General features: G+C 66.9%; 24 protein-coding genes. 9 read left to right on the forward strand and 15 right to left on the reverse strand.

Annotated features, from left to right (window positions below; all coding sequences use genetic code 11):
- The first annotated feature begins 9 nt into the window (after window positions 1-9).
- Together DDE13_RS03775 and DDE13_RS03780 are read left to right on the forward strand one after the other, a co-directional pair.
- Window positions 10-1059 carry a glycerophosphodiester phosphodiesterase family protein gene (locus DDE13_RS03775; protein WP_111401613.1) on the forward strand — a complete coding sequence of 350 codons (1050 nt, stop codon included), beginning with the start codon at window positions 10-12 and terminating at the stop codon, window positions 1057-1059.
- Window positions 1060-1165: 106 nt separating this feature from the next.
- Window positions 1166-2047 (forward strand): lysophospholipid acyltransferase family protein, encoded by an 882-nt coding sequence (locus DDE13_RS03780; RefSeq protein ID WP_111401615.1) that lies wholly within the window; start codon window positions 1166-1168, stop codon window positions 2045-2047.
- 3 nt (window positions 2048-2050) lie between these two features.
- Here the strand turns inward: DDE13_RS03780 and DDE13_RS03785 are convergent, their stop codons facing one another.
- From DDE13_RS03785 to DDE13_RS03810, 6 genes are all read right to left on the reverse strand, one after another.
- Complete coding sequence (locus DDE13_RS03785; protein ID WP_111401617.1) at window positions 2051-2812, reverse strand: ABC transporter permease; 762 nt, start codon at window positions 2810-2812, stop codon at window positions 2051-2053.
- Window positions 2809-3738: an ABC transporter ATP-binding protein gene (locus DDE13_RS03790; protein WP_111401619.1), complete on the reverse strand. Its 930-nt coding sequence runs from the start codon at window positions 3736-3738 to the stop codon at window positions 2809-2811. Before DDE13_RS03790 ends, DDE13_RS03785 begins: the two co-directional genes overlap by 4 nt.
- Window positions 3735-4823: a bifunctional diaminohydroxyphosphoribosylaminopyrimidine deaminase/5-amino-6-(5-phosphoribosylamino)uracil reductase RibD gene (gene ribD, locus DDE13_RS03795; protein WP_111401690.1), complete on the reverse strand. Its 1089-nt coding sequence runs from the start codon at window positions 4821-4823 to the stop codon at window positions 3735-3737. The genes DDE13_RS03790 and ribD overlap by 4 nt, the downstream gene beginning before the upstream one ends.
- A gap of 26 nt (window positions 4824-4849) precedes the next feature.
- Window positions 4850-5317, reverse strand: coding sequence for a transcriptional regulator NrdR (gene nrdR / locus DDE13_RS03800; protein WP_111401621.1), 468 nt, complete (start codon window positions 5315-5317; stop codon window positions 4850-4852).
- A 99-nt stretch (window positions 5318-5416) separates the two neighbouring features.
- Window positions 5417-5848, reverse strand: a complete 432-nt coding sequence (locus tag DDE13_RS03805; RefSeq protein ID WP_111401623.1) for a hypothetical protein — start codon at window positions 5846-5848, stop codon at window positions 5417-5419.
- Window positions 5849-6070: 222 nt separating this feature from the next.
- Entirely contained in the window at window positions 6071-7516 is a 1446-nt protein-coding gene (locus DDE13_RS03810) for a TrkH family potassium uptake protein (protein WP_111401625.1), read from the reverse strand.
- Window positions 7517-7623: 107 nt separating this feature from the next.
- On the opposite strand from DDE13_RS03810, the gene DDE13_RS03815 reads away from it, so the two are divergent.
- Window positions 7624-8628, forward strand: coding sequence for a zinc-binding metallopeptidase family protein (locus DDE13_RS03815; protein WP_111401627.1), 1005 nt, complete (start codon window positions 7624-7626; stop codon window positions 8626-8628).
- Window positions 8629-8736: 108 nt separating this feature from the next.
- On the opposite strand, the gene folE2 is transcribed toward DDE13_RS03815, so the two are convergent.
- Both folE2 and metZ read right to left on the reverse strand, forming a co-directional pair.
- On the reverse strand, window positions 8737-9840 hold the full coding sequence (gene folE2, locus DDE13_RS03820) for a GTP cyclohydrolase FolE2 (RefSeq protein WP_111401629.1): 1104 nt from the start codon (window positions 9838-9840) through the stop codon (window positions 8737-8739).
- A 118-nt stretch (window positions 9841-9958) separates the two neighbouring features.
- Window positions 9959-11179, reverse strand: coding sequence for an O-succinylhomoserine sulfhydrylase (metZ, locus tag DDE13_RS03825; RefSeq protein ID WP_111401632.1), 1221 nt, complete (start codon window positions 11177-11179; stop codon window positions 9959-9961).
- A 90-nt stretch (window positions 11180-11269) separates the two neighbouring features.
- On the opposite strand from metZ, the gene DDE13_RS03830 reads away from it, so the two are divergent.
- From DDE13_RS03830 to coaD, 4 genes are all read left to right on the forward strand, one after another.
- A complete protein-coding gene (locus tag DDE13_RS03830) occupies window positions 11270-11452 on the forward strand; it encodes a hypothetical protein (RefSeq protein WP_111401634.1) in 183 nt (60 codons plus the stop codon).
- A 259-nt stretch (window positions 11453-11711) separates the two neighbouring features.
- Complete coding sequence (locus DDE13_RS03835; protein ID WP_162630842.1) at window positions 11712-12290, forward strand: VPLPA-CTERM sorting domain-containing protein; 579 nt, start codon at window positions 11712-11714, stop codon at window positions 12288-12290.
- Between the two features lie 229 nt (window positions 12291-12519).
- On the forward strand, window positions 12520-12957 hold the full coding sequence (locus tag DDE13_RS03840) for a CBS domain-containing protein (protein ID WP_111401638.1): 438 nt from the start codon (window positions 12520-12522) through the stop codon (window positions 12955-12957).
- Between the two features lie 111 nt (window positions 12958-13068).
- Window positions 13069-13563, forward strand: coding sequence for a pantetheine-phosphate adenylyltransferase (gene coaD / locus DDE13_RS03845; RefSeq protein ID WP_111401640.1), 495 nt, complete (start codon window positions 13069-13071; stop codon window positions 13561-13563).
- Between the two features lie 99 nt (window positions 13564-13662).
- Here coaD and DDE13_RS23170 read toward each other — a convergent pair whose 3' ends face one another.
- Window positions 13663-13827: a hypothetical protein gene (locus tag DDE13_RS23170; RefSeq protein ID WP_222626022.1), complete on the reverse strand. Its 165-nt coding sequence runs from the start codon at window positions 13825-13827 to the stop codon at window positions 13663-13665.
- A 161-nt stretch (window positions 13828-13988) separates the two neighbouring features.
- Entirely contained in the window at window positions 13989-14528 is a 540-nt protein-coding gene (locus tag DDE13_RS03850; RefSeq protein ID WP_111401642.1) for an RSP_2648 family PIN domain-containing protein, read from the reverse strand.
- A gap of 149 nt (window positions 14529-14677) precedes the next feature.
- Between DDE13_RS03850 and edd the strand changes: the two genes are divergently transcribed.
- Both edd and eda read left to right on the forward strand, forming a co-directional pair.
- Window positions 14678-16507 (forward strand): phosphogluconate dehydratase, encoded by a 1830-nt coding sequence (gene edd, locus DDE13_RS03855; RefSeq protein ID WP_111401644.1) that lies wholly within the window; start codon window positions 14678-14680, stop codon window positions 16505-16507.
- 25 nt (window positions 16508-16532) lie between these two features.
- Window positions 16533-17177, forward strand: a complete 645-nt coding sequence (gene eda / locus DDE13_RS03860) for a bifunctional 4-hydroxy-2-oxoglutarate aldolase/2-dehydro-3-deoxy-phosphogluconate aldolase (RefSeq protein WP_111401646.1) — start codon at window positions 16533-16535, stop codon at window positions 17175-17177.
- 16 nt (window positions 17178-17193) lie between these two features.
- Here the strand turns inward: eda and DDE13_RS03865 are convergent, their stop codons facing one another.
- From DDE13_RS03865 to DDE13_RS03885, 5 genes are read right to left on the reverse strand one after another with little or no spacing between them, the layout of a single operon-like run.
- Window positions 17194-17550 carry a hypothetical protein gene (locus DDE13_RS03865; RefSeq protein ID WP_328587833.1) on the reverse strand — a complete coding sequence of 119 codons (357 nt, stop codon included), beginning with the start codon at window positions 17548-17550 and terminating at the stop codon, window positions 17194-17196.
- The gene (locus tag DDE13_RS03870; RefSeq protein ID WP_235868572.1) at window positions 17534-20413 is read right to left on the reverse strand and encodes a [protein-PII] uridylyltransferase family protein; all 2880 of its coding nucleotides are present in this window, start codon (window positions 20411-20413) and stop codon (window positions 17534-17536) included. Before DDE13_RS03870 ends, DDE13_RS03865 begins: the two co-directional genes overlap by 17 nt.
- Before the next feature lie 25 nt (window positions 20414-20438).
- Complete coding sequence (gene htpX, locus DDE13_RS03875; protein ID WP_111401648.1) at window positions 20439-21362, reverse strand: zinc metalloprotease HtpX; 924 nt, start codon at window positions 21360-21362, stop codon at window positions 20439-20441.
- A 60-nt stretch (window positions 21363-21422) separates the two neighbouring features.
- The gene (ctaA, locus tag DDE13_RS03880; RefSeq protein WP_111401650.1) at window positions 21423-22565 is read right to left on the reverse strand and encodes a heme A synthase; all 1143 of its coding nucleotides are present in this window, start codon (window positions 22563-22565) and stop codon (window positions 21423-21425) included.
- Between the two features lie 21 nt (window positions 22566-22586).
- Window positions 22587-23381: an RNA methyltransferase gene (locus DDE13_RS03885; RefSeq protein WP_111401652.1), complete on the reverse strand. Its 795-nt coding sequence runs from the start codon at window positions 23379-23381 to the stop codon at window positions 22587-22589.
- Between the last annotated feature and the right edge of the window lie 82 nt (window positions 23382-23463).

Here is a 23463-nt window from a genome sequence, read left to right on the forward strand (position 1 = left end):
AGTCTCCCAATGATCCGTTCCCTCGTCCTTGCCACGGGCCTTGCCGCGCTGTCCCTGCCCGGTCACGCCGCCTCTTTCCTGACGCTCGACGGCGATGCGCCGCTGGTGATCGCCCATCGCGGCGCGTCCGCCTATCTGCCCGAGCACACGCTGGGTGCCTATGAACTGGCCATCCGGATGGGCGCGGACATCGTGGAGCCGGACGTGCAACTGACCGCCGATGGCGCGCTGGTGGCGATGCACGATACCTCGCTGGCACGGACGACCAACGTGGAGACCCTGTTCGCCGCGCGCAATGGCGGCTACGACGTGTCCGAATTCACGCTGGCCGAGATCAAGACGCTGACCGTCGAACCCACCGGACCCGCCGCCACGTCCTATCCCGGCTTCACACCCGGCACGGCCGCGCCCTTTGCCGTGCCTACGCTGCGCGAGGTACTGGATTTCGTGAACACGCATAACGCCGCGACGGGCGACAAGATCGGCGTCTACCCGGAGTCGAAGACCCCCAACCGGTCCGAACTGTCGCGCAAGATCGTCGACGAGATGGATGCCGCGGGCTTCACCGGCGCTGACCAGAACAGCTACATCCAGACCTTCAGCCATGATGGTGCGCTGGAAATCGCGCTCTACCAGGCCGGGCTGGGCATGGATGTGCCTGTCGCGGCTCTGGGCGCCGCCGTGGGCGAACCGGGCGCGTTCGGCGTGTTCGATTTCACCACGAGCACGATCAGCAGTCTTGAAACCCTCGCGGGCTTTGCCGGCGGCGTGGGCGTGACCCTGTCGAGCCCGTCCCTGAACGCCGACTTCATCGCAGCGGCCCACGCGCTCGGCCTCGAGGTGCATGGCTGGACGTTCCGCCCGACCAGCATCGAAGCTGCTCGGACGCAGTTCGGAACCTACTTCGCGCTCGGCATGGACGCGGTGTTCACCGACTATCCCGATCTCGGCGTGCGGGTCCGGAACGAGCTGACGGCACCGGTTCCGCTGCCCGCGAGCCTGCCGCTGGTTCTGGCCGGTCTGGGCGGACTTGCCATCCTGCGCCGGTCACGGCGCTGAACGCGGGTCGGTCTGCGTGACGCTTCGCCGGGTTGCTGGTCAAACGGCGGACAAATCGGTAGACTGTCACGAAGCTGTTGCCATCGTGGCAGTACTTGGTGGAGCCATGGAAGACCGACTCGATCCCCTCATTGCCGAACGGGCGCCATGGCTCTTCGCCGACCGCGTCACGTCGAAAACCGCGCGCGCCGTGCTGATGCGGATGCTCGGTTACGAACGGACCCTGCGTCTGGGCCGGTTCCTAGAAGACAAGAGCACGCTCGAGATCATGGCGATCATGGGCGGGATCCTTGCGAAGGACGTGGAAATCGACGGGCTGGACAACCTGCCATCACGGGGTGCAGCGCTGGTGGTGGCGAACCACCCGACCGGGATCGCGGACGGGATCATCCTGAACGCGATGATTGCCAAGGTTCGCACGGACGCGTTCTTTTACGCCAACAGCGACATCCTGCGCGTGTTGCCGCAGATGGAAAGCATGATCTGCCCGGTGGAATGGCGGCTCGAAAAGCGCACCCATGCCAAGACGCGCGAGACGATGGCCTATACGCGCAAGGCCGTCGATGACGGTCGGCTCGGCGTGATCTTTCCGTCCGGGCGGCTGGCCAAGCGGCGCGGGCTGCGGCTGTTCGAACGGCCCTGGATGGCTTCGGCCGCGATGATCGCGCGCAAGTTCGACCTGCCGGTCATCCCCGTCAACATCCGGTCGCGGAATTCGGCGCTGTTCTACCTGTTCGACCTGATCCACCCGACGCTGCGCGACATCACGCTGTTCCACGAGACGCTGAACAAGCACAAGCAGCCCTACCGCATCACGGTTGGGGAGGCGATCTCGGCCAGCGCCCTGCCCGCAAAATCCGACGACGGGATCGAGATGCTGCGCGCGGCCACGCTGGCGCTAGGGGGCCGCTATGCGCCCTCCGTGTCGCTGGTGCAGAACACGCGCCTGCCCGCATGGGCGCGCAAGCCCGCCATGCGGATCGCCTGACCGTCAGTCCCGCAACCGCCATCCGGTGCGGAAGATCCATGCGACTACCGCAAGGCATGCGCCCGTGAAGCCCGCGATGGCCAGCAGGCTGAACGCCACAGGAATGTCCTCAAGCCCGAAGAAGGCCCAGCGGAACCCCGACACGAGATAGACCACCGGATTGAACAGCGACACGGTCTGCCACGGCGCGGGCAGCATGGATATCGAATAGAAGCTGCCGCCAAGAAAGGCGAGCGGCGTGATAATCAGAAGCGGCACAAGCTGCAACTGTTCGAAGCTACGGGCCCAGATGCCGATGATGAATCCCAGCAGGCTGAACGACACCGCCGTCAGCACGAGGAACGCAAGCATCGCCATTGGGTGCGCGATCCGCAACTCCACGAAGAAGAATGCGGTCGCAAGGATCACCGCACCCACGATCAGTGCCTTGGTCGCCGCGGCCCCCACGTAACCCAGCAGAATCTCCGCATAGCTGACGGGCGCCGACAGGTGTTCATAAATCGTGCCGATGAATTTCGGGAAGTAGATGCCGAAGGACGCGTTGCTGACCGCCTGGGTCATCACGCTCAAGAGCACAAGCCCCGGCACGATGAATGCGCCATAGGGAATGCCCTCGACGGAGTCGATCCGCGATCCGAGTGCCGCGCCGAATACCACGAAGTAGAGCGCGGTGGACAGGACCGGTGACAGAAGGCTCTGCCCGAGCGTGCGGCGGAAGCGGGCCATCTCGTGGCGATACATCGTCCAGATGGCGATCCGGTTCATGGCGTCTCCCGCAGCAGATCGACGAAGATGTCCTCCAGCGAGCTTTCCTGCGTGCGCACGTCGCGCAGCCCCAGCCCCGCAGCCGCCACATCGGCCAGAAGCGGGCCGATATCCGTACCCGCGCCGACCGTGTAGCGATAGAGGATCGCCCGGCCGTCGTCGGACAGATCCAGCCCGCGGCCCTGCAGCGTGTCGGGCAGCCCGTCGACAGCCCTGTTCAGGTCCATCCGCAGCTCCTTCTGGCCCAGCCTGCGCATCAGGGCGTGCTTGTTCTCCACCAGCCCGATGCGCCCGCCATTGATGATGGCGATGCGGTCGGCGATGGCCTCGGCTTCCTCTATGTAGTGGGTGGTCAGAATTATCGTGACACCGCGGGATTTCAGGTCGCGCACGATCGCCCACATGTCCCGGCGCAGTTCCACGTCCACGCCGGCTGTCGGTTCGTCCAGGAACAGCACCCGCGGATCATGGGCCAGCGCCTTGGCGATCATCACCCGCCGCCGCATACCCCCCGACAATTCGCGCAGCATCGCGTCGCGCTTGTCCCACAGGGTCAGCCGCCGCAAACGATCCTCGATCAGTGCGGCGTCATGGGGCAGCCCGAAGATGCCGCGCGAAAACGCCACCGTGTCACACACGCGGGTGAAGGGTTCGAGCACGATTTCCTGCGGCACCAGCCCGATCAGCCGCCGCGCAGCGCGGAAATCGGTCACGACGTCATGCCCGCCGACGCGAACCTGCCCGCCAGAAGGCTGCGTGATCCCGCAGATGGTCGAGATCAGGGTCGTCTTCCCCGCGCCGTTCGGCCCGAGAAGGGCGAGGATTTCGCCGGTCTGGACGGTCAGGCTCACGTCATGCAGCGCCGTGAAGCCGCCCGCATAGGTTTTGGTCAGCCCATCGATGGAAATGATCGGCGCGTCGGTCATGCCGATATGTTCCTTAGCCGCTGCCAATGGTGCAACACGTCGCCACCCAGCGACCGGGTTTCCACCAGCGCGAAACGCGGCGCCTGCGCCAGCGCCGAAAGCCCCATCGCGCCGAAGGCGGGCCAGCCTTCGGCCCCCAGCACCACGCCCGCCGAATAGCCGATCAGGTCGTCCACCAGACCGGCGCTTAGCAGCGATGCCGCCAGCGCTCCACCGCCTTCACAGAAGACAGAGTTGATCCCCGCAGATCCGAGCGCCTGAAGGCAGGCCAGCGGGTCGAGTTGCCGGTCCGCACCGGCGGCCACCACCATGCATCGCGCGCCACGCGCCTGCCATTGCGCGATGCGGTCGGCGGGTGCGTCGGCACCGTGCAGCAGCCACAGCGGTACATCGGCGGCGCTGCCGGCCAGCCGCCCATCTTCGGGCAGGTCGAGACGGCGAGACGCCACGACGCGCACGGGCTGCCGGGCCACGCCAAGGTCGCGCACCGTCAGCATGGGGTCATCCGCCCGCGCCGTGCCACCGCCCACCAGCACCGCGTCGTGGCGCGCACGCATCAGGTGCACGTGGCGGCGCGCGTCCGGTCCGGTGATCCAGCGGCTTTCCCCGGACGCCGTGGCGATGCGCCCGTCGAAGCTCGCGGCCAGTTTCAGGGTCAGCGCGGGGAGCCCCGCCCGCTGGCGTTTGAGAAACCCGGCATGGACCTGTTCGGCCCGGTCCGCCAACAGCCCCTCGGTCACAGCGATGCCCGCGGCGCGGATGCGCGCGACACCTCCGCCGTTCACCCGCGGATCAGGATCGCGCAGCGCGATCACGACACGGCCCACACGCGCGGCCACGAGCGCGTCGCAACAGGGCGGTGTCTTGCCGTGATGGGCGCAGGGTTCGAGCGACACATAGGCCGTGGCCCCCGCCGCCGCGCCCCCGGCCTGCGCCAGTGCCTCGGTCTCGGCGTGGGGTCGCCCGCCGGGCTGGGTCCAGCCGCGCCCGACGATCCGGCCATCCTTCACGATCACGCAGCCCACGGCGGGGTTGGGCCAGCACGACCCCTGCCCGCGGGCGCCAAGCGCCAGCGCGAGCGCCATGAACCGCGCATCGGCCCCCGTGCCGGTCACGATCCGGAGGGCGCCTCGGGCCGCAGTTCCGCCACGAACCGGTCGAAATCGTCCGCGGCCTGGAAATTCTTGTAGACGCTGGCAAAACGCACATAGGCCACCGTGTCGATCCGCGCGAGCGTCTCCATCACGATCTCGCCGATGGTACGCGACGGGATGTCCTGCTCGCCAAGGCTTTCGAGCCGCCGCACGATGCCGGAAATCATCTTGTCCATGCGCTCGGGTTCGATGGGCCGCTTCTGCAGGGCGATACGGATCGACCTTTCCAGCTTGTCGCGGTCGAAATCCTCGCGCCGGCCATTTGTCTTGATGACCACGAGATCGCGCAGCTGCACCCGTTCATAGGTGGTGAAGCGCCCCCCGCATTCCGGGCAATACCGCCGCCGCCGGATCGCCACGTGATCCTCGGCCGGGCGCGAATCCTTCACCTGTGTGTCGACATTGCCGCAGAAGGGACAGCGCATCGAACATCTCCTGTCGGGGTTCCGCCCCCATTGGCCACGACTATATGCAGATCACCACAGGTTGGGTAGCCCCGAATTTCTGCCGCTATATGCGCCAAGTCAGCTGATGGTATGGGGGCTGTTGCGATCCGGGCGGCAAAGCGCCTGCGCCGAGGCGACGGGCAGCGACGCCCCCGCCTGACGCATGGGCACGGTGGAGATCAGGGCTTGGGTGCGCGGCCCCGGCGGTCCCACTTCGAAGATGGCCGACCGCGCGCCCGGAATGTTGCCCGACGGGCCGTCCGGCCGCACCATGATGACCCGGTCCGTGGCCCGCGCGCCAAGGCGGACACGCGCAAAATCGCCCGCCGCGCAGAAATAGGCCGGCCCCGCGGTGCCGGGGCGCGCGACGATTTCGAACGCGCCGTTGGGTCGTTCGTAGATCAGAAGCCCGTTCCGCGCGACATGATCCTGCGGCGGCGGTAGGCTTGCGCATCCGACGAGAAGAGCGATGGCCCCGAGGGCTGCAGGCTTGAAGAATGCACCTATCATGGACGCGAACCTAGCGCTGCGGCCCTTCATTGAAAAGCGCCGCCGGAGCCCGTGGACACATTCGTGCCAAGTACAGGTGCGATGGGTCCCGCAACCGGCCCCGAACCTTGGATTGCGCCCTGCATGGATGTCCAACGCGCGGCACGCGAACAGGCAAGTCAGGCTGTTCATGGCGGTCCTCGGCGCCGGAACATCGCAACCCGGAAACCGGACGGCATTCGATCAATCGCGCCAGAATTGCGGGGTCAGGATCACCAGCACCGCCATCAGTTCCAGCCGCCCCAGCAGCATCGCCGCGCAGAGAAGCCATTTGGCCGTATCGTTGAGCGTGGCGAAATTGCCGGCGGGTCCGATGATCGGCCCGAGGCCGGGCCCGATATTCGCCAGCGCCGTGGCCGCACCCGAAACCGATGTGATCAGATCGAGCCCTGTCAGCCCGAGCGCCACGGAAAACAGCCCCAACAGGAGCACGAAGGTCACGAAGAAGATCATCACCGACCCCAGCACATCGTCCGACACGGGGCGGCCCTCGTAGCGCGGGACGAACACGCCGTTCGGCGCGTGGATGCGCCGGATCTGCGCCTTGAGCGACGCAAAAAGAAGCTGGTAGCGGAAGATCTTCACCGAGCATGCGGTGGACCCGGAACACCCGCCCACCAGCCCGGTGAAAAAGATCAGCACCACCGGGAACGCCCCCCATGCGCCGTAATCCGCACTGGCATAGCCCGTGCCCGTGATGACCGACACGGCGTTGAACAGCGCCTCGCGGAACGCGATCTCGCTCGCCCCGTCGCGCGACCACAGATGGATGGTCAGAAGCCCCGTGACCGTCGCGATCACGATCAGGAAGGTGCGGATCTGTCCGTCGCGCCACAACGGGTTCATGTCCCCCGCCACGGCCTGCACGTAGCGCACGAAAGGCAACGCCGCGAGGATCATGAAAATGGTGGCGACATAATGCGCGGCCCCGCTGAACGCCACGAAGGACGCGTCGTAATTGGCAAACCCGCCCGTCGAGATCGTCGTCATCGCATGAACCGTGGCGTCGAAACCGGACATCCCGAGGGCTGCGTAGATCAGCCCGCAGGCGAGCGTCAGCGCCACGTAGATGACCGAGATCTGCGCCGCGATCGCCTTGGCCCGTGGCAGGATCTTGCCGCCTGTTTCGAACCCTTCGGACTTGAAGATCTGCATGCCGCCCACGCCGAGTTCGGGCAGGAACACCATCGCCACGACCACGATCCCCACACCGCCGAACCATTGCAGCATGCCCCGCCACAGCAGGATGCCATGGGCGGTGTCGTCAAGCCCGGACATCACGGTGGAACCGGTCGTGGTCATGCCCGACATCGCCTCGAAGAAGGCATCGACCACGCGCAGTTGTGTATCGCCGAAGAACAGCGGCATCGCCCCGAACATCGGGGCCACCACCCAGATGCCCGTGGTCAGCAAGAAGATCTGTTGCAGGCTGAGCTTGTCGCGCGCGCCGTTGGCGCAGGCGATGGCCGTGGTCCCACCCGCCGCGACGGAGATCGCACCACTCATGAGGAACGCCCACCAGTTGCCATTGCCCATGCGCAGGTCCAGCGCCATCGGCGCCAGCATGGTGACCCCCAGCACGGCGGTCAGCAATCCTATGACATAGCCCACCGGCCGGAAATCGATCATGGCAAAGCCATGGGCAGCGGCGTCACGCCTGTCAAGCGGACCCCCTTGCCAAGCGGTGCGCACTGCGATCTTGCTGAAACAGCACCGAAGCCCGGGAGACACCGCCGATGCAGCGTTTCGCCTGCCCTGCCTGCGCGGCAGAGGTCTATTTCGACAACACAGAATGCCTGAGCTGCGGCGCCATGATCGGCTACGATCCGCGCGCGGCGAACTTTGTCCATGCCCACGCGATTCAGCCCTGCGCCAACCGCGACAGCGCCTTCTGCAACTGGGCCGCTGCCGACGACGGCCCGCTATGCGTCGCCTGCGCCCATAACCGCACGGTGCCCGATCCGGATCCGCCGGGGAACCTCGACAACTGGCGCGCGATCGAAGGGGCGAAGCGGCACCTGTTCTATTCCATCCTGCGCTGGGGCCTGCCGCACCCGACCCTGACCGAACGGCCCGAAAGCGGCCTCGCCTTCGACTTTCTCGCCGATGGCACGGACGAGGACGGAAAGCCGACACGGGTGCTGACAGGCCATGCGGGGGGTCTCGTAACGCTCAACATAGCCGAAGGCGACGATGCGGAGCGCGAGGCACGCCGCAGCGCCATGGGCGAACCCTATCGCACGCTGATAGGCCACATGCGACACGAGATCGGTCATTACTACTGGGACCTGCTGGTGCGCGACGGCGGGCGGCTGGACGATTATCGCGCGCTATTCGGAGACGAACGCGCGGATTACGGCAAGGCGCTGGAACGCAACTATGCCGAGGGACCGCCGCCGGACTGGGCCGACCGTCACATCAGTGCCTATGCCTCCGTGCATCCGTGGGAAGATTTCGCGGAAACATGGGCGCATTACCTGCATATCGTGGATGCGTCGGACACCGCGCGCGCCTTCGGGATGCGCCTGCGCAGCCGCGGCACCCATGTCGTCGTGGACACCGATCCCTATGCGCCGGGGAACCTCGACGGCACGATCGAGGACTGGGTCCCGCTGACATTGGCGATGAACTGCCTGAACCGGGCCATGGGCCAGCCCGATCTTTATCCGTTCGTGCTGAACGATCCGGTGCGCGCCAAGCTCGCCTTCATGGATTCCATCGTGCACCCGGCGCATTCTTGAAAATGACGCGCAGGCGACCCGGCGCACGCTGGGCAGGCATCATGCGGACCAACTCTGCTCTGCGTGATGCGCAAGCGGCATGAACGGGTGCCGCGCCCCGGCGCGCCGTCAGCCGACGTGGAACAGGCTGGTGAAAAGCCGCGGATCGATGCTGTCGGCTGCGAAACTGTCGCCTTCGGTCAGCACGCTCACGGCGTCATGGCTGTGGAGACTTTCCTGGTGGCTTGCGACCACCCGAAAATCCCCGATCCGCGCATCTGCCAGAAGCCCCGCGCAGAACAGTCGTGCGGCGTCTTCCACGAAAATGGGGTTGGCGGCATTGAGTTCCGCGAAAGCCTGCTCGTCCTCGCGCTTCACCATGACCTGCGTTTCCGTGGGCACCGCGGCGCGGCACAGGTCCACAAGGTCCTCGAACCACAGAACAGGTGCGTCTTGGGCCAGTTCCACGGAAATCCGGGCCACGGACCGCTGCGAATGGGGCGTGGCAAGCTGGCCGCGGCTGCGGCGCGCATGTTCCGACAGTTCCAGCGAACAGGGACAGGTCGACGAGTAGACGTAGTCGAGATGCAGGAACCGCTTGCGCTGCCCGTTCTTGTCCACGACCTCCAGCGCGATGTCATAATACTGGTAGCCGGACAGGCCCGACCGCAGGCTTGCCACCTTCATCGGGAAGGAAAACCGCATCTGCAGGCGCGCATCGAAGCTGTCGAGATCGGTCTTGTAGGCGTCAAGCGTGGCTTCCATCACGTCGAAGCTGAAGGTTTCTTCGGCCTTCGTGTAGAAGGTCCGCATGATCCGGGACATGTTGATGCCCTTCTTCTCGGCCTCAAGGCTCACGGTGCCGGTCACGCTGGTTTCTAGCGTCACGTCGCCGTTGTCGCGGGTCCGAAAGCGGATCGGCAGGCGGAAGTTGGAAATACCCACGTGCTGGATCTGCGCCCGCGCCCCCTTGATGAGGCTGGCGGGACCGTTCTGAAGGTCCGGCAACGCTGCCTTGTACTCGGGCGTGACCTCGAACGTGTCGGGGTAGAGCCGGGACAGGTCCGGGTAGCCGTCCCCGCCGCGATCCCCCGCCAGACGCGCCACTGCCGGGTCGAGCGTATCCACTTCGGCCGGCGACGCCTGCGCGGCCCAGCGGCGCAGCACGGCCAACGCCTCGGCGGCCTCGTCACGGGTCGGGTCACGGTCAAGCACGGGCGAATGGATGTTCATCTCGGGGCTCTCCTTGGATCGGTCGCCCTTAGATGGCGCGCGCCGAGGGCTTGTCCAGTCGCAGGAATGCACGTCCTTGCCGGCGTCTCGGCACAGTCGGCGGGGCTGACCGATCGGCTCAGGCCACGTCCAGCGCCGCGCGCAGATCGGCCAGCAGGTCGTCCGGATCTTCCAGTCCCACAGAGATCCGGATCAACCCTGACGTGATGCCAAGCTGCGCCTTGCGGTCGTCGGGCAGGCGTTGATGGGTCGTCGTCGCAGGATGTGTCACGATGCTCTTGGCGTCGCCGAGATTGTTGGAGATCGTGAAGATCTCCAGCGCGTTGAGCACCCGGAACGCGGCATCGCGCCCGCCGGCCACGTCGATGGAGAGAACGGTGCCGCCACCCTGCATCTGGCGCGCCGCAAGATCGTGCTGGGGATGGTCCGGCAGACCGGGGTAGATCACCCGCGCCAGTGCCGCGTGCCCCTGTACCCCCGTCGCCAGTGCCTGCGCGGTCGCGGTCTGCGCGCGCACGCGCAGATCCATCGTCTCCAACCCCTTTAGAAGCACCCACGCATTGAACGGGCTCATGGAGCCACCCGTATGCTTCATGTAGGGTTCGACTACCTTGCGGACATAGTCGCGGGTGCCCAGGATCACGCCCCCCAGCACGCGCCCCTGCCCGTCCATGTGCTTCGTCGCCGAGTAGATCAGCGCGTCGGCGCCCAGATCGAGCGAGCGCTGCAGGACCGGCGTAGCGAAGACGTTGTCCACCAGCACCATGGCCCCCTTGGCATGGGCGATGTCGGCCACGGCGGCGATGTCGATCACCTCCAGCGTGGGGTTGGAGATCGCTTCGAGAAAGACCGCCTTCGTGTCGGACCGGACGGCCGCACGCCACTGGTCAAGATCCGTGCCGTCGACAAAGGTGACCGCCACCCCGTAGCGGGTCAGCACCTCTTCGAGAACGTAGAGGCACGAACCGAAGAGCGCCCGGGACGCCACGACATGGTCGCCCGCACGCAGAAGCGCCATCAGCGCACCACTGACCGCCGCCATGCCCGAGGCGGTGGCGAAACCGTCCTCCGCCCCTTCCAGACCGGCAATCCGGTCCTCGAACATGCGCACGGTCGGGTTGCCGTAGCGGGCATAGATGAATTCGTCCGGCCCGGCCGCGATGAACCGCGCCTCGGCCTGTTCAGCACTGTCGTAGACGAAACCCTGGGTCAGGAACATCGCCTCGGACAGTTCGCCATACTGGCTGCGCCGGACGCCGCCATGGACCAGCTTGGTCCGGTCGGCACGGGGCCTGACCGCGCCTTGGGCGTGGGGGGGGCGTGAACGGTCGTCGGGCATCGGGGCGCTCCTCTGGCGGACAGCGGACAGGTCGGGCGCTAGACCAGCCCCGTCGAGCCGTCAAGCCCGGCTGCGGCGCAAGAAATGCGGGTGGCGCAGCCTGCGATGCAGTGGCGGCGGCCCAAGGAGCGGGACCATATCGACAGGGTGCAGCACAACTCGGCGCTTGTCCAACGGTGGTGGAAGATGGTCATCGCGGCGCAGGAGACATCGAGACACCGCAAGGCGGACGCGCCCGTGCCGGACATGGCTGTACCGGACCACTCGGACTGAGTCGCCCTCTGATCAGCCCTGCAATCCTGAATTGTGCCACGCAGCCACGAAGAAACGTGTGCTCGCGTATTGCGTGCAAGCCCCAACCTTGGCCCCGCAAGAAATCGCTTATTTCGGCAACCCCAGATTGAAAATTAACCGGTTTTCAAGGAATACTCTACCGGCGCGGGGCCGAGATTGGTAAACATCTAATTATCAAGCACTGGAGCCTTTGATGAATATCTCGCTTTTTCTCAAGTCCGGAGCGACAGCAGCGGTAATGGCCGTCGCCTACGCGGGCGCAGCGGCTGCCGCAACGGCTTGCAGCGGTGTGCTGGCGGCGGATGGCATGACGCAATGCGTCGAATACAACGTGGGTGGCGGCAACCCGGTCGGCGGCCCTGCCACAGAGGCCGAAGACCTCTTTGGCGACTCGATGGACTGGTACAAGCTGAGCGATCAGCTTGAAGGGGGAACGGGCGGGACGATCAGCTTCGGTGCCTTCGACGCGACGTTCTTCGACGGGGCCTTCGATGGCGCGGCCAAGAGCGGCGACTGGTCCGTGAATTACTGGCCTGAAGAAGTGGTGCCGATGATCGAGATTGCCTTCGTCCTGAAGGCGGGTCCCGGCTACGTTGCCTATCTGATGGACCAGGTCGCCGGCAGCTTGAGCGGCGAGTGGAATACCGTCCAATTGGGCGACAGGGGAATCTCGAACATCTCGGTCTGGGCGAAGACCGTCGACGGCACTGTGCCGGATCCTTTCGACTCGCCCGAACCGATCCCGCTTCCGGCGGCAGCGTGGCTGCTTCTTGGCGGTTTGGGCGGGCTAGCTGGTCTGCGACGCTTCAAGCGCTGATCGCACCAGCAAGACGACATGAAGGGGTGGCCAAACTGGCCGCCCCTTTTTCATGTCCGATGGTTCGCGCAGCGGGCCAAGGCGTCGTCACGATGCCGCGGACCGGCCATGGCGGCGGTCCCGGACACCCTGCCGCCGATCACGGGACTGCGGCCCGATGGCCCTTGACAGACCGGACCGCACGGATGGACCTTGAAACGAGGACGCTTTCCCGGAGGAGGAGAATACAATGCGCGTGCAGCAGATCCTGCAACAGAAGGAAAACAACGCGGTCGAAACCGTCCGTCCCGGCTCCAGCGTCGAGGATGCCGCGAAGCTGCTCTCCTCCAAACGCATCGGGGCCGTGATCGTATCCGCCACCGGTGACACGGCAGATGGGATCGTGTCGGAAAGGGACATCGTGCGTGAACTGGGCGCCAAGGGGGCGGCCTGCATGGGGCAGACCGTCAACACCATCATGACCGCCAACCCGATCACCTGCGGGCTTGACGATCGCAGCGACGACATTTTCCGCAAGATGACCGAAGGCCGCTTCCGTCACCTGCCGGTCGTGGACGATGCGGGCAAGATGGTCGGCCTGATTTCCATCGGGGACGTGGTCAAGACCCAGCTTTCGCAACTGGAAATGGAAAAGGACGCGCTGCAGGGCATGATCATGGGGTTCTGACCTGCGGGTCACAGGCGTTGGCGAATTGGCGCAGACCGGCCCGGACCGCTTGCGCAGCTGCGCGCAATATCGTTGCGTGCCGCGGGAGCAGGAGAACAGGGAAAGGCCAGCATGCGCATCGGGCTCTATCCGGGGACATTCGACCCCATGACGCTGGGACATGCCGACATCATCCGACGCAGCTTCGCGCTGGTGGATCGACTGGTGATCGGCGTGGCGATCAATCGCGACAAGGGTCCGTTGTTCGATCTGGACGAACGCGTCGGGATCATCCGCGCCGCATTCGAGACCGAAGCCCGCGATGCGGGCTGCGAGGTCGTCGTGCACCCGTTCGAGAACCTGCTGATCGATTGCGCCCGTGACGTGGGCGCGACCGTCATCATCCGCGGCCTGCGCGCCGTGTCGGATTTCGAATACGAATTCCAGATGGTCGGGATGAACCGCGCGCTGAGCGACGAGATCGAGACCGTGTTCCTGATGGCCGAAGCGCAGCACCAGGCCATCGCATCGCGTCTGGTCAAGGAAATCGCGCGGCTTGGCGGCGACGTGTCCAAGTTCGTCACGCCCGAAGTGGCGGCGGCCCTGCGCCTCAAGTTCGCGTCGTGACGGGCCCGCGCCCATGAAAAAGGGGCGCTCCGATCATCGGGCGCCCCTTTCGGTCGGCATCGTGTCGCACCGGGTGCCGGCCCGGCTGGCCGCATCGTGTCATTGTCCGTACACGGCAGAACGGGCGATGCGGTCGAAATCGTTGGGTGCGATGTCGAAATCGATCATCGTTTGCAGGGGCATGGCGCGAAGCTCGGCCAGCGTGCGGTTGTATTCGGCCCGTTTGCGGGCGCGGTCGCGGAAGCTTGCGATCAGGTCGGTCATTTTAGCGTCTCCCTCAAGGGTGTGGCTGTGTGGCGTGGCCATCAGCCTCCCCGATCCGGGTCAGCGCAGCCACAGTTCGAAGATGGGGCATCCCCCGGCATGCCACAACGGCCGATGCCGCAGTGCCGCATTGCACTGACTGCAAGGCGGCGGGCAGCCGTTCAGCCCTGCGCCAGTGCCTTGCCGAGACGCGGCAGCCCGGCCCGTTTCAGCACGTCGCGCTGCGCGATCCCCGCTGCCTGCGCCATGGCCCTTACGACCGGACCCGCGATGGCCGCGACCGTTTCGGGCTGCGCAGCCCACAGTTCAAGGAACAGGCTGTCCGGGGCGCGCGGCGAAATCCCGTAACGTGCCAGTGTCCGTGCCGGGAAATCGCGCATGTTTCGGGTCAGCAGAAGCTTGGCCTGTCCCGCGATGGCCGCGGCCAGCACATGCCGGTCATCCGGATCGGGCAGCGACAGGGACTCTGCCAGACCTTCCGGCACGGGAATTTCGGCTTGCGGGCAGGCGAGTCGCGCCAGCGCGATCTCGGAGGCGACCTGCGCCGCGGCTGACGCCCCGTCCCGCGCCACGGCCCGGCGCCATTCCCCAAGAATGCGGTCCGACCAGAGCGGAACGATCACCCCTTCTTCCGCGGCCCCCAGCACCAGCGCACGCGGCACGGTGGAATACAGCACACAGGCATCCACGAGCACGCGCATCGGACATCCCTTCCCCTTGCCTTGCGGGCTTGCCACGCCACACACGCGGTGCGCAAGCGCCGCGGGCTGGCTGGCGGTTTTCCGGTGGCACTGGTATCGCTAACAGATTATGCTTTCCCGACTCCCGTCTGACCGTCAGAGGAGACGACATGCCACTGAATGCCACGATCGACCGCGTCACCGACCGGATCCGCGAACGCAGCCACGCCACCCGCAGTGCCTACATGGCGCAGATGCGCCGCGCGGGCGACGACGGGCCGGTGCGCGCCCATCTGAGCTGCGGCAACCAGGCCCATGCCTATGCCGCCATGGGCGAACAGAAGGACACGCTGGCCGAGGGGCGCGCGCCGAACCTCGGGATCGTCACGGCCTATAACGACATGCTCTCCGCCCACCAGCCGTTCGAGGATTTCCCCAAGCTCATGCGCGCGGCGGCGCAGGCCGCGGGCGGCACCGCGCAGGTCGCCGGCGGCGTGCCCGCCATGTGCGACGGCGTCACCCAAGGGCAGCCGGGGATGGAGCTGTCGCTCTTTTCGCGCGACGTGATCGCGCTCGCCGCCGGGGTCGCGCTGTCGCACAACTGCTTCGACGCGGCGGCCTATCTGGGCGTGTGCGACAAGATCGTGCCGGGTCTCGTGATGGCCGCGGCGACCTTCGGGCATATCCCGGCGGTGTTCGTGCCCGCGGGGCCGATGACGAGCGGCCTGCCCAATGACGAGAAATCCAAGGTCCGCCAGCAATTCGCCACCGGCGAGGTGGGGCGCGACAAGCTGATGGAGGCCGAGATGGCCTCCTATCACGGGCCGGGCACCTGCACATTCTACGGCACGGCCAACACCAACCAGATGTTGATGGAATTCATGGGCCTGCACCTGCCCGGCGCGGCCTTCGTCAATCCCGGCACGCCCCTGCGCACCGCCCTGACCGAGGCCGCGACCCAGCGCGCGCTGGCGATCACGGCGCTGGGGAACGACTACCGCCCCGCCTGTGATATCCTTGACGAACGGGCCTTCGTGAACGGCATGGTCGGGCTGATGGCGACGGGCGGGTCCACCAATCTTGTCATCCACCTGCCGGCCATGGCGCGCGCGGCAGGGATCATTCTCGACCTGAAGGATTTCGAGGAGATCTCGGACGCCACACCGCTGCTGGCCAAGGTCTACCCCAACGGGCTTGCGGACGTGAACCATTTCCATGCGGCGGGGGGTCTCGGATTCATGATCGCGCAGCTTCTGGGCAAGGGGCTGCTGCACGAAGACGCCAAGACCGTGGCGGGCGACGGGCTGGAACTTTATACCCGCGACCCGCAACTGACCGAGACCGGGCTCGACTGGGTCGAGGGGCCGAAGGAAAGCCTGAACGACAGGATCCTGCGCCCCGCCGCCGATCCGTTCCAACCCAAGGGCGGATTGAAGCAACTCTTCGGCAACCTGGGCCGCGGCGTGATGAAGGTGTCTGCCGTCGCGCCCGAGCGCCACGTGATCGAAGCGCGCGCGCGCATCTTCCACGACCAGCACGCGGTGAAGGCAGCGTTCCAGGCGGGCGAATTCACCGAGGACACGGTGGTCGTCGTCCGCTTCCAGGGTCCGCGCGCCAACGGGATGCCCGAATTGCACAGCCTGACACCCACGCTCGCGGTGTTGCAGGATCGCGGGCTCAAGGTCGCGCTCGTGACCGACGGCCGGATGTCGGGCGCATCGGGTAAGGTGCCCGCCTGCATCCATGTCGCCCCTGAAGCCACCGAAGGCGGGATGCTCGCCAAGTTGCAGGACGGCGACCTCGTGCGGGTCGACGCCACCGCCGGCACGCTTGACGTGCTGACCGAGGGCGTGGAAGACCGCCCCGCCGCCACGCCTGACCTGTCGGCCAACGGCGTCGGCATCGGGCGCGAACTGTTCTTCGCGTTCCGCGACCGCGTCGGCCCGGCCAGCGCCGGGGCCAGCGTCGTGGTGCCCTGCGAAGATCCGGAAATCGCGTGAAAGCACAGAACCAAGGACGACCGACATGACCCCCGAACATGCAAGTGAACGCCTGATCGCCGTGGCCCGCAAGGCGCCGGTGATCCCGGTACTGGTGATCGACGATGCGGGCAGCGCCGCCGATCTCGCCAAGGCCCTTGTGGATGGCGGGCTTTTCGCGTTGGAGATCACCCTGCGGACGCCCGCCGCACTCGATGCGATCACGGCCATGGCGAAGGTGCCGGGCGCGATTGTCGGGGCGGGCACCGTGCTGACACCGGATGACGCCCGCCGCGCGCAGGATGCCGGGGCGACCTTCGCCGTCTCGCCCGGCTCTTCCGACCGTCTGATGGATGCGTGCGAGGCGACGGACCTTCCGCTCCTGCCCGGCGCCGCAACGGCAACCGAGGCGATGCGCCTGCTGGAACGCGGCTACCGCTTCCAGAAATTCTTCCCGGCCGAAGCGAACGGCGGTGTACCGGCGCTGAAATCGCTGGCCGCGCCCCTGCCCCAGATCACCTTCTGCCCAACCGGCGGCGTGTCGCCCGACAACGCCGAAGACTATCTCAGCCTGCCCAATACGGTCTGTGTGGGCGGGTCGTGGGTCGCGCCCGCGGGCATGGTCAAGTCGGGTGACTGGGCGGGGATCACGGCGCTGGCCCGCACGGCGGCTGCGCTGACGGTATCCTGACGCGATCGGGGCGGCGTCAGCGCGCCAGCCGCGCCGCACGTCCCCCGCGCCGTCCCCGCCGCGGCGCATCCTGTAGCCCCGCGCGCAGCACCCCTGTCATCGGGTGATCGGGATGGCTATCGCCATGGCGCGTCAACAGCGCAATTATGGCCGTGGCAGGTCCACCCGAAGGCATGTCCGTGGACAGAACCCAGTCGAGAAAGATCGACCGGCATTCCGCCGCGCCGATACCGTCGATCCGGTAGCTTTCCGCGATCACGCCCTTGGGATCGATTCCGTCGCGGCCGCTCCCGACAGCCGTGGCACAGGGCTGCACCTCCGGCGCTGCGCCATGAACCGGCATATCGGCGGGGGGATCAGCCTGCGTGACCATGGCGCGACTCCTTGCTCGGCTCAGGGTTCCCCGACAGTCCATCGGCGTCAAGCCCTGTCTCGAGGCCGCACGCAATGGCTGCCGCGGCTTCGTTCCGGGCCGCTGCCACGGCCGCCTGCAGGGCGTCGAGATCCGCCGCCGACGTGTCGCGCAAGAGCATCTGCCGCCCACCATGGCCCAGCCGTTCCGGGTCGAGCGGCTGATCGGTCAGCAGCCGCGCCACGGCCTTGATGCGCGCGAACAGGTCACGCGCCGCGGATAGCCGCCGGCAGTCCGCGCCATTCGCCAACGGTCCCGGCAACGCAAGCTGGTCGGGAACCTGCCGCAGCGGCGACCCGCCGACAAGCGCCAGCAATTGCCCGAACAATTCGATATCCTGCAAGCCCCCCGGCCCGTTGGTCACGTCCCATGGCCCTGCCTGCGGCTTGGCGGACGCCAGCCGGGTGCGCATGTCCGACAGATCGGCACAGAGCTGCGGCAGGCCGCGCGGCTGCTCTGCCAGCATCGTGCGGCGGAAATCCTCGAGATCCGTGCCCAGCCCCGCATCGCCCGCGATCACCCGCGCCCTTGTCAGCGCAAGATGTTCCCAGGTCCAGGCTTCGGTCTGCTGGTAGTTGCGAAAGGACACCCAGGACGCGGCCGCAGGCCCCTGGCGCCCCGACGGGCGCAGGCGCATATCCACCTCGTAAAGCGCACCGGCGGCGGTCTTGGCCGACAGCGCCGTAACCAGCGCCTTGGTCAGCCGCGCGTAATACGCCCGCGCCGCCAATGGCTTGCGCCCGTCCGATTCGGCATCCGGGTCTGCGTCATAGACCACGATCAGGTCCAGATCGGACCCCGCCGACAGGGTCCGCGCGCCCAGCGAACCCATCCCGAGCACAACCGCGCCGCGCCCCGGCAGCGGCCCGTGGCGGCGGGCGAACTCGGCGCAGGTGGCATCCCAGATGCCCGCCACGCAGGCTTGCGCGAGGTCGGAGTATTCCGCCGCGGCCTCGTCCGGGCCGATCAGCCCGCGCAGATGGTGCACGCCCACGCGGAAATGCCAGTCCTTCTGCCAGTAGCGCGCGGTATCGAGCTGCCGCTCGTAATCCAGATCGGGATTGGCCAGCCGTTCCGCCAGATCGGCGGTCAGCGCGTCGAGGCCCGGCCAGCCTTCGAAGAAAGACCCGCCGATCACCGCGTCGAGCACGCCGGAATTGGCCGCGAGGTATCGCGCAAGCGCCGGGGCCGTAGACGAGATATCTACCATCAGATCGATCAGCGTGGGGTTTGCGTCGAACAGTGAAAACACCTGAACACCGGCGGGCAAACCCTTGAGAAAACCGTCGAACTGCACCATCGCCTCGTCGGGATGCGCGGCGCGTTCGAACCCTTCGATCAGCCGCGGCAGCAGCCGTTCGAAAATGCCGCGCGCGCGTTTCGACCGCAGCGCCGGGTAATGCTGCCACTGCTCGACCAGCCGTTCGGCCGTGTCGGACAGCGGCGGCGGGGGTGCGGTGGGTTCGGGGGCGAAGAAATCCTCTGTCCGCTCGAACACGCGCGCCATCAGGTCCGTGATCTCGGCCCGCAAGGCCGCCACGTCGCCGCCGCCGGTGAAATCGGCCAGCCGCTGCCAGTCGTCCGACCGGGTTGGCAGATCGTGGGTCTGGGCGTCCTGAACCATCTGGACCCGGTGTTCCAGTTCGCGCAGGCGCGCGTAATCGGCATCCAGCCCCTCGGCCTCCGCCTGTCCGACCCAGCCGTGGTCCGCCAGCCGCGCCAGCGCCGCGCGGGTGCCGCGCAGGCGCAGCTTCGGGTCGCGCCCGCCCGCGATCAACTGACGGGTCTGGGTGAAGAACTCGATCTCGCGGATGCCCCCGGGCGCGAGCTTCAGGTTGGTCCCGTCGAGGCCAGCGCCGCCCAGCCCCTTCTGCGCGCGGATCTTCTGGCGGATGTCATGCACATCCTGCACGGTCGTGAAATCCAGGTGCCGCCGCCAGATGAAGGGCCGGATGTCGCGCAGGAACCGCTTGCCCGCGTCGATGTCGCCCGCGGCGGGCCGCGCCTTGATGAAGGCCTGCCGCTCCCATGTACGCCCCAGCGCTTCGTAATACCGTTCGGCCGCGGCGAAAGACACGACGATGGGCGTGGCGGACGGGTCCGGGCGCAGCCGCAGGTCGGTGCGGAACACGTATCCGTCGCCGGTATTGTCGGACAAAAGCGCCATGGCCCGGCGCGCGGCCTTGAGGAACACCGACCGCGCCTCGGCCAGGTCCGCGCCGTCGAAACGCGCGTCGTCGAACAGCAGGATCAGGTCGATATCGCTGGAATAGTTCAGCTCGAACGCGCCCATCTTGCCCATGGCCAGCGCCACAAGCCCTGCCGCGGTATCAAGATCGTCCAGCGTCTGCCCCGGCAGCTTGCCGCGGGTAAGGTCGGCCAACAGTGCCGATTTCAGCGCAACGTCCGTCGCCGTGTCCGCCAGCCGCGTGAGCGCGCGGGTCACGTCATCGAGCCCCCACACACCGCCGAGATCGGCCAGCCCCGCCAGCAGCGCCACCCGCGCCTTGGCACGCCGCAAGGCCGGTGCGATGTCCGCGGCGGGACCAGGGGCCAAGTCACCGAGCACGGCATCCAGTGCCGTGCAGGGATCACCCGCGAAAGCGCCCTCCAGCCAGTCGCCTTCGCGCGCCATCAGCCCGGCAAGATAGGGGCTGCACCCCGCCGTACCTGCGAGCAGGTCGCGCAGCGGGCCATTCCCTGCCCAACCCAGTCCCCTCAGCGCCTCCGCGGCGCGGTCCGGGTCATGGGGCAAGGGTGTGCGGGTGATGCGTGCGGCGAAATCCATGGGCGCAGGATGCGCCGCACGCTGCGGCAGGGTCAATCGCGTTCCGGTCGGCCCCGCTCTGTCACGCCCATGGCCCGGACCCGCCGCGGTCGCGCCCGGTGCGCGGCATCATGGTCGGGCGTTCCACCCGCCTTGGCATGGGCTGCGCAGGCCCGCCTGCCATGGCCCGCAGCCGGGCCACGCGGTTCTCGGTCGCCGGGTGGGTGGCAAACAGGTTATCCATCTTGCGGCCATGCAGCGGGTTGATGATGAACATATGCGCCGTGGCCGGGTTTCGCTCCGCCGTCTCGTAATCGATCCTCGCACCCGCGCGCTGGATGCCCTCCAGCGCGGAGGCGAGCCGGATCGGGTTGCCGCAGATCTCGGCCCCGATGCGATCGGCCTCGTATTCGCGCGACCGGGAAATTGCCATCTGCACCAGACTTGCAGCGAGCGGCGCAAGGATCATCAGCGCGAGCGTGCCCACGATGCCAGCGCGTTCGCGCGACCCGCCGAAGAACAACGCAAAGTTCGCCAGCATGGAGATCGCCCCGGCGAAGGTCGCGGTGACGGTCATGATGGCCGTGTCGTGATTGCGGATATGGGCGAGCTCGTGCGCGATGACGCCCGCGACCTCTTCCCGCGACAGCCGCGCAAGAAGGCCCGTGGTGACGGCCACGGCGGCGTTCTGCGGGTTGCGTCCGGTGGCAAAGGCGTTGGGCTGGTCCGTGTCGATCAGATAGACCGCCGGCACCGGCATGTCGGCGCGGCGGGCCAGATCCGCGGTCAGGTCGTGTAGGCCCCAGCTGTCACCGGGCGCAAGGAACTTCGCGCCGTGCATCCGCAGGACCATCTTGTCGGAATTCCACCAAGTCAGCAGGTTCATGCCCGCCGCCACGACGAACGCGATCATCGCGCCGCCCGTGCCGCCAAGCAGCGCGCCCACGCCCATGAAGAGCGCGGTCATCGCCGCCATCAGGATCGCCGTGCGCATGTAGCCGCCCATCAGAACCTCCGGTTTGTGTCTCCGCAGAGCAGATGGGGCGCGGCGGGCATGTCCGCAAGATCAGACCCGCAGGCTTTGCGCGACAGGGTATTGCGCAAGAAACCGCGCGCGGATGATGGAAACCCAGAGGGCTACGGCCAGAAGCTGGTGCAGGATCGCCAGTTGCCAGGGTGCGGCATACCAGACCGTCGCAATGCCGAGCACGATCTGGCCAACAAGAACCAGCGCCATCAGGTCGAACGCGCCCGCAGTGACCCGGTTGGCCGACCGCCGCCCGCGCAGCCAAGCGACAATGCCGAAGGCCAGCAGCGCATACCCCGTCACGCGGTGGATGAATTGCACGAGACCGGGGTTTTCGAAGAAGTTGCGCCAGATCGGTTCGATGACGAAGGCACTGGAGGGGAAAACCTCGCCGCCCATCAGCGGCCAATCGGTGTAACTGCGGCCCGCGTCGATCCCGGCAACGAGTGCACCGAGAAGAATTTGCAGGAATGCCAGATGCATGAGGCCCGTTCCTGAAGCGAACAGGCGCGCGTCCCGGCTGCGGCGCGCGGTCATCAGCGCTGGTGAAGTACGCCCCAGTAGAAATGCGAACCACGCGATCAGGCCGAGGATCACGAAGGCCAGCCCCAGATGGGTGGCGAGGCGATAGGAGGCCACGTCAACCCTGTCGCCGGTCAGGCCCGAGGCAACCATCCACCAACCGATGGCCCCTTGCAGGCCGCCGAGCGCACCGAGCAGCAGCAAGCGCCCAGTCCAGCCCGCCGGGATCTTCCGGGCGGCAAGAAATCCAACGAATCCAACGGCCCAGACCAGTCCGATGACGCGGCCAAGCTGCCGGTGGCCCCATTCCCACCAGTAGATGACCTTGAACTCGGACATGGTCATGCCCTTGTTCTGCAATTGGTATTCTGGAATATCCCGGTACTTGTCGAACTCCGCCTGCCATGCCTCGGCGGACATGGGCGGCAGCGCGCCGGTGACGGGGCGCCATTCGGTGATCGACAGCCCGCTATCGGTGAGCCGCGTCAGCCCGCCAACGGCGATCATCAGCACCACCAGCGCGAAGAGGATCATAAGCCAGATGCGGATCGCGTTGCGCGCACCGCCGCCCGCGCGGTCGATCAGGCCGCCCGCGGGCTTGGCCGCAGGTGCGGAAGGGCTGGCAACCTCTTCGAAAAGCTGGCGTTTCTTCTGGCTCATGGCATCCTCCGCATGGCGGAATTAGGGCTGGGGCGGCGTGTCGGACACGGGCTGCGGCGCCGCGTCGCTGCGGGTCTTCCAACGCACCATCTGGCGCATCACACCGTGCAGGATCTGCACGTCAGCGCGGGTCAGCGGCATGCGCGACCACAGGTTGCGCAGGTTGCGACGCATATGCGCGGCCTTCACCTCGGGGAAGAAAAACCCTGCGTCGTCAAGGCGTTCTTCGTAGTGCTTGGCGAGGATCTCGACCTCGGCGCCCGTGGCCCAGTCGGTGCCGGCCAGTTCGGTGACATGGCCGGGGGCATCATGGGTGGCGCGGCGCCATTCGTAGCCCGTCAGAAGCACGCATTGGGCGAGGTTGAGGGACGGGAAATCCGGGTTCACGGGCACGGTGACGATGGCATTAGACCTTGAAATGTCGTCGTTTTCCAGCCCCGCGCGTTCGGGGCCGAACAGAACGGCGACACGCTGGCCCGCGGCCATGCGTGCCGAGGCGTCGGCCATGGCGGATTCAGGCGTGAAAACCGGTTTCGTGAGGTCACGAGCGCGCGCCGTGGTGGCGTAGACATAGTGGCAATCCGCGACCGCGCCGGGCAGATCGTCATGCAGCGTGGCGGCGTCGAGAAGCCTGCCCGCGCCGCTCGCCATGGCCACGGCGGCGGGATTTGGCCAGCCATCACGTGGACTTACAAGCCGCATCCGATCTAGCCCGAAGTTCAGCATGGCGCGCGCGGCCGCACCGATATTCTCGCCCATCTGGGGGCGGACCAGCACGAAGGCGGGCTGTCTGAGGGTGGCTTCTGGCGCTGTCATGGCGGGGGTTTAGGCCAGCCGGAAGGGCGGTGCAACGTGCTGCGGTCGTGTGCCGACGTTCTGGAGGAGACCTGTCGGACTC

It is taken from the genome of Meridianimarinicoccus zhengii, assembly GCF_003254465.1.
Lineage (GTDB): Bacteria > Pseudomonadota > Alphaproteobacteria > Rhodobacterales > Rhodobacteraceae > Meridianimarinicoccus > Meridianimarinicoccus zhengii.

Excerpts from the sequence above, each read along its gene's own strand:
- DDE13_RS03775 (WP_111401613.1), top strand. The coding sequence starts at position 10 with ATGATCCGTTCCCTCGTCCTTGCCACGGGCCTTGCCGCGCTGTCCCTG.
- DDE13_RS03780 (WP_111401615.1), top strand. The coding sequence starts at position 1,166 with ATGGAAGACCGACTCGATCCCCTCATTGCCGAACGGGCGCCATGGCTC.
- DDE13_RS03785 (WP_111401617.1), bottom strand. The coding sequence starts at position 2,812 with ATGAACCGGATCGCCATCTGGACGATGTATCGCCACGAGATGGCCCGC.
- DDE13_RS03790 (WP_111401619.1), bottom strand. The coding sequence starts at position 3,738 with ATGACCGACGCGCCGATCATTTCCATCGATGGGCTGACCAAAACCTAT.
- ribD (WP_111401690.1), bottom strand. The coding sequence starts at position 4,823 with ATGGCGCTCGCGCTGGCGCTTGGCGCCCGCGGGCAGGGGTCGTGCTGG.
- nrdR (WP_111401621.1), bottom strand. The coding sequence starts at position 5,317 with ATGCGCTGTCCCTTCTGCGGCAATGTCGACACACAGGTGAAGGATTCG.
- DDE13_RS03805 (WP_111401623.1), bottom strand. The coding sequence starts at position 5,848 with ATGATAGGTGCATTCTTCAAGCCTGCAGCCCTCGGGGCCATCGCTCTT.
- DDE13_RS03810 (WP_111401625.1), bottom strand. The coding sequence starts at position 7,516 with ATGATCGATTTCCGGCCGGTGGGCTATGTCATAGGATTGCTGACCGCC.
- DDE13_RS03815 (WP_111401627.1), top strand. The coding sequence starts at position 7,624 with ATGCAGCGTTTCGCCTGCCCTGCCTGCGCGGCAGAGGTCTATTTCGAC.
- folE2 (WP_111401629.1), bottom strand. The coding sequence starts at position 9,840 with ATGAACATCCATTCGCCCGTGCTTGACCGTGACCCGACCCGTGACGAG.
- metZ (WP_111401632.1), bottom strand. The coding sequence starts at position 11,179 with ATGCCCGACGACCGTTCACGCCCCCCCCACGCCCAAGGCGCGGTCAGG.
- DDE13_RS03835 (WP_162630842.1), top strand. The coding sequence starts at position 11,712 with ATGGCCGTCGCCTACGCGGGCGCAGCGGCTGCCGCAACGGCTTGCAGC.
- DDE13_RS03840 (WP_111401638.1), top strand. The coding sequence starts at position 12,520 with ATGCGCGTGCAGCAGATCCTGCAACAGAAGGAAAACAACGCGGTCGAA.
- coaD (WP_111401640.1), top strand. The coding sequence starts at position 13,069 with ATGCGCATCGGGCTCTATCCGGGGACATTCGACCCCATGACGCTGGGA.
- DDE13_RS23170 (WP_222626022.1), bottom strand. The coding sequence starts at position 13,827 with ATGACCGACCTGATCGCAAGCTTCCGCGACCGCGCCCGCAAACGGGCC.
- DDE13_RS03850 (WP_111401642.1), bottom strand. The coding sequence starts at position 14,528 with ATGCGCGTGCTCGTGGATGCCTGTGTGCTGTATTCCACCGTGCCGCGT.
- edd (WP_111401644.1), top strand. The coding sequence starts at position 14,678 with ATGCCACTGAATGCCACGATCGACCGCGTCACCGACCGGATCCGCGAA.
- eda (WP_111401646.1), top strand. The coding sequence starts at position 16,533 with ATGACCCCCGAACATGCAAGTGAACGCCTGATCGCCGTGGCCCGCAAG.
- DDE13_RS03865 (WP_328587833.1), bottom strand. The coding sequence starts at position 17,550 with ATGGTCACGCAGGCTGATCCCCCCGCCGATATGCCGGTTCATGGCGCA.
- htpX (WP_111401648.1), bottom strand. The coding sequence starts at position 21,362 with ATGGGCGGCTACATGCGCACGGCGATCCTGATGGCGGCGATGACCGCG.
- ctaA (WP_111401650.1), bottom strand. The coding sequence starts at position 22,565 with ATGAGCCAGAAGAAACGCCAGCTTTTCGAAGAGGTTGCCAGCCCTTCC.
- DDE13_RS03885 (WP_111401652.1), bottom strand. The coding sequence starts at position 23,381 with ATGACAGCGCCAGAAGCCACCCTCAGACAGCCCGCCTTCGTGCTGGTC.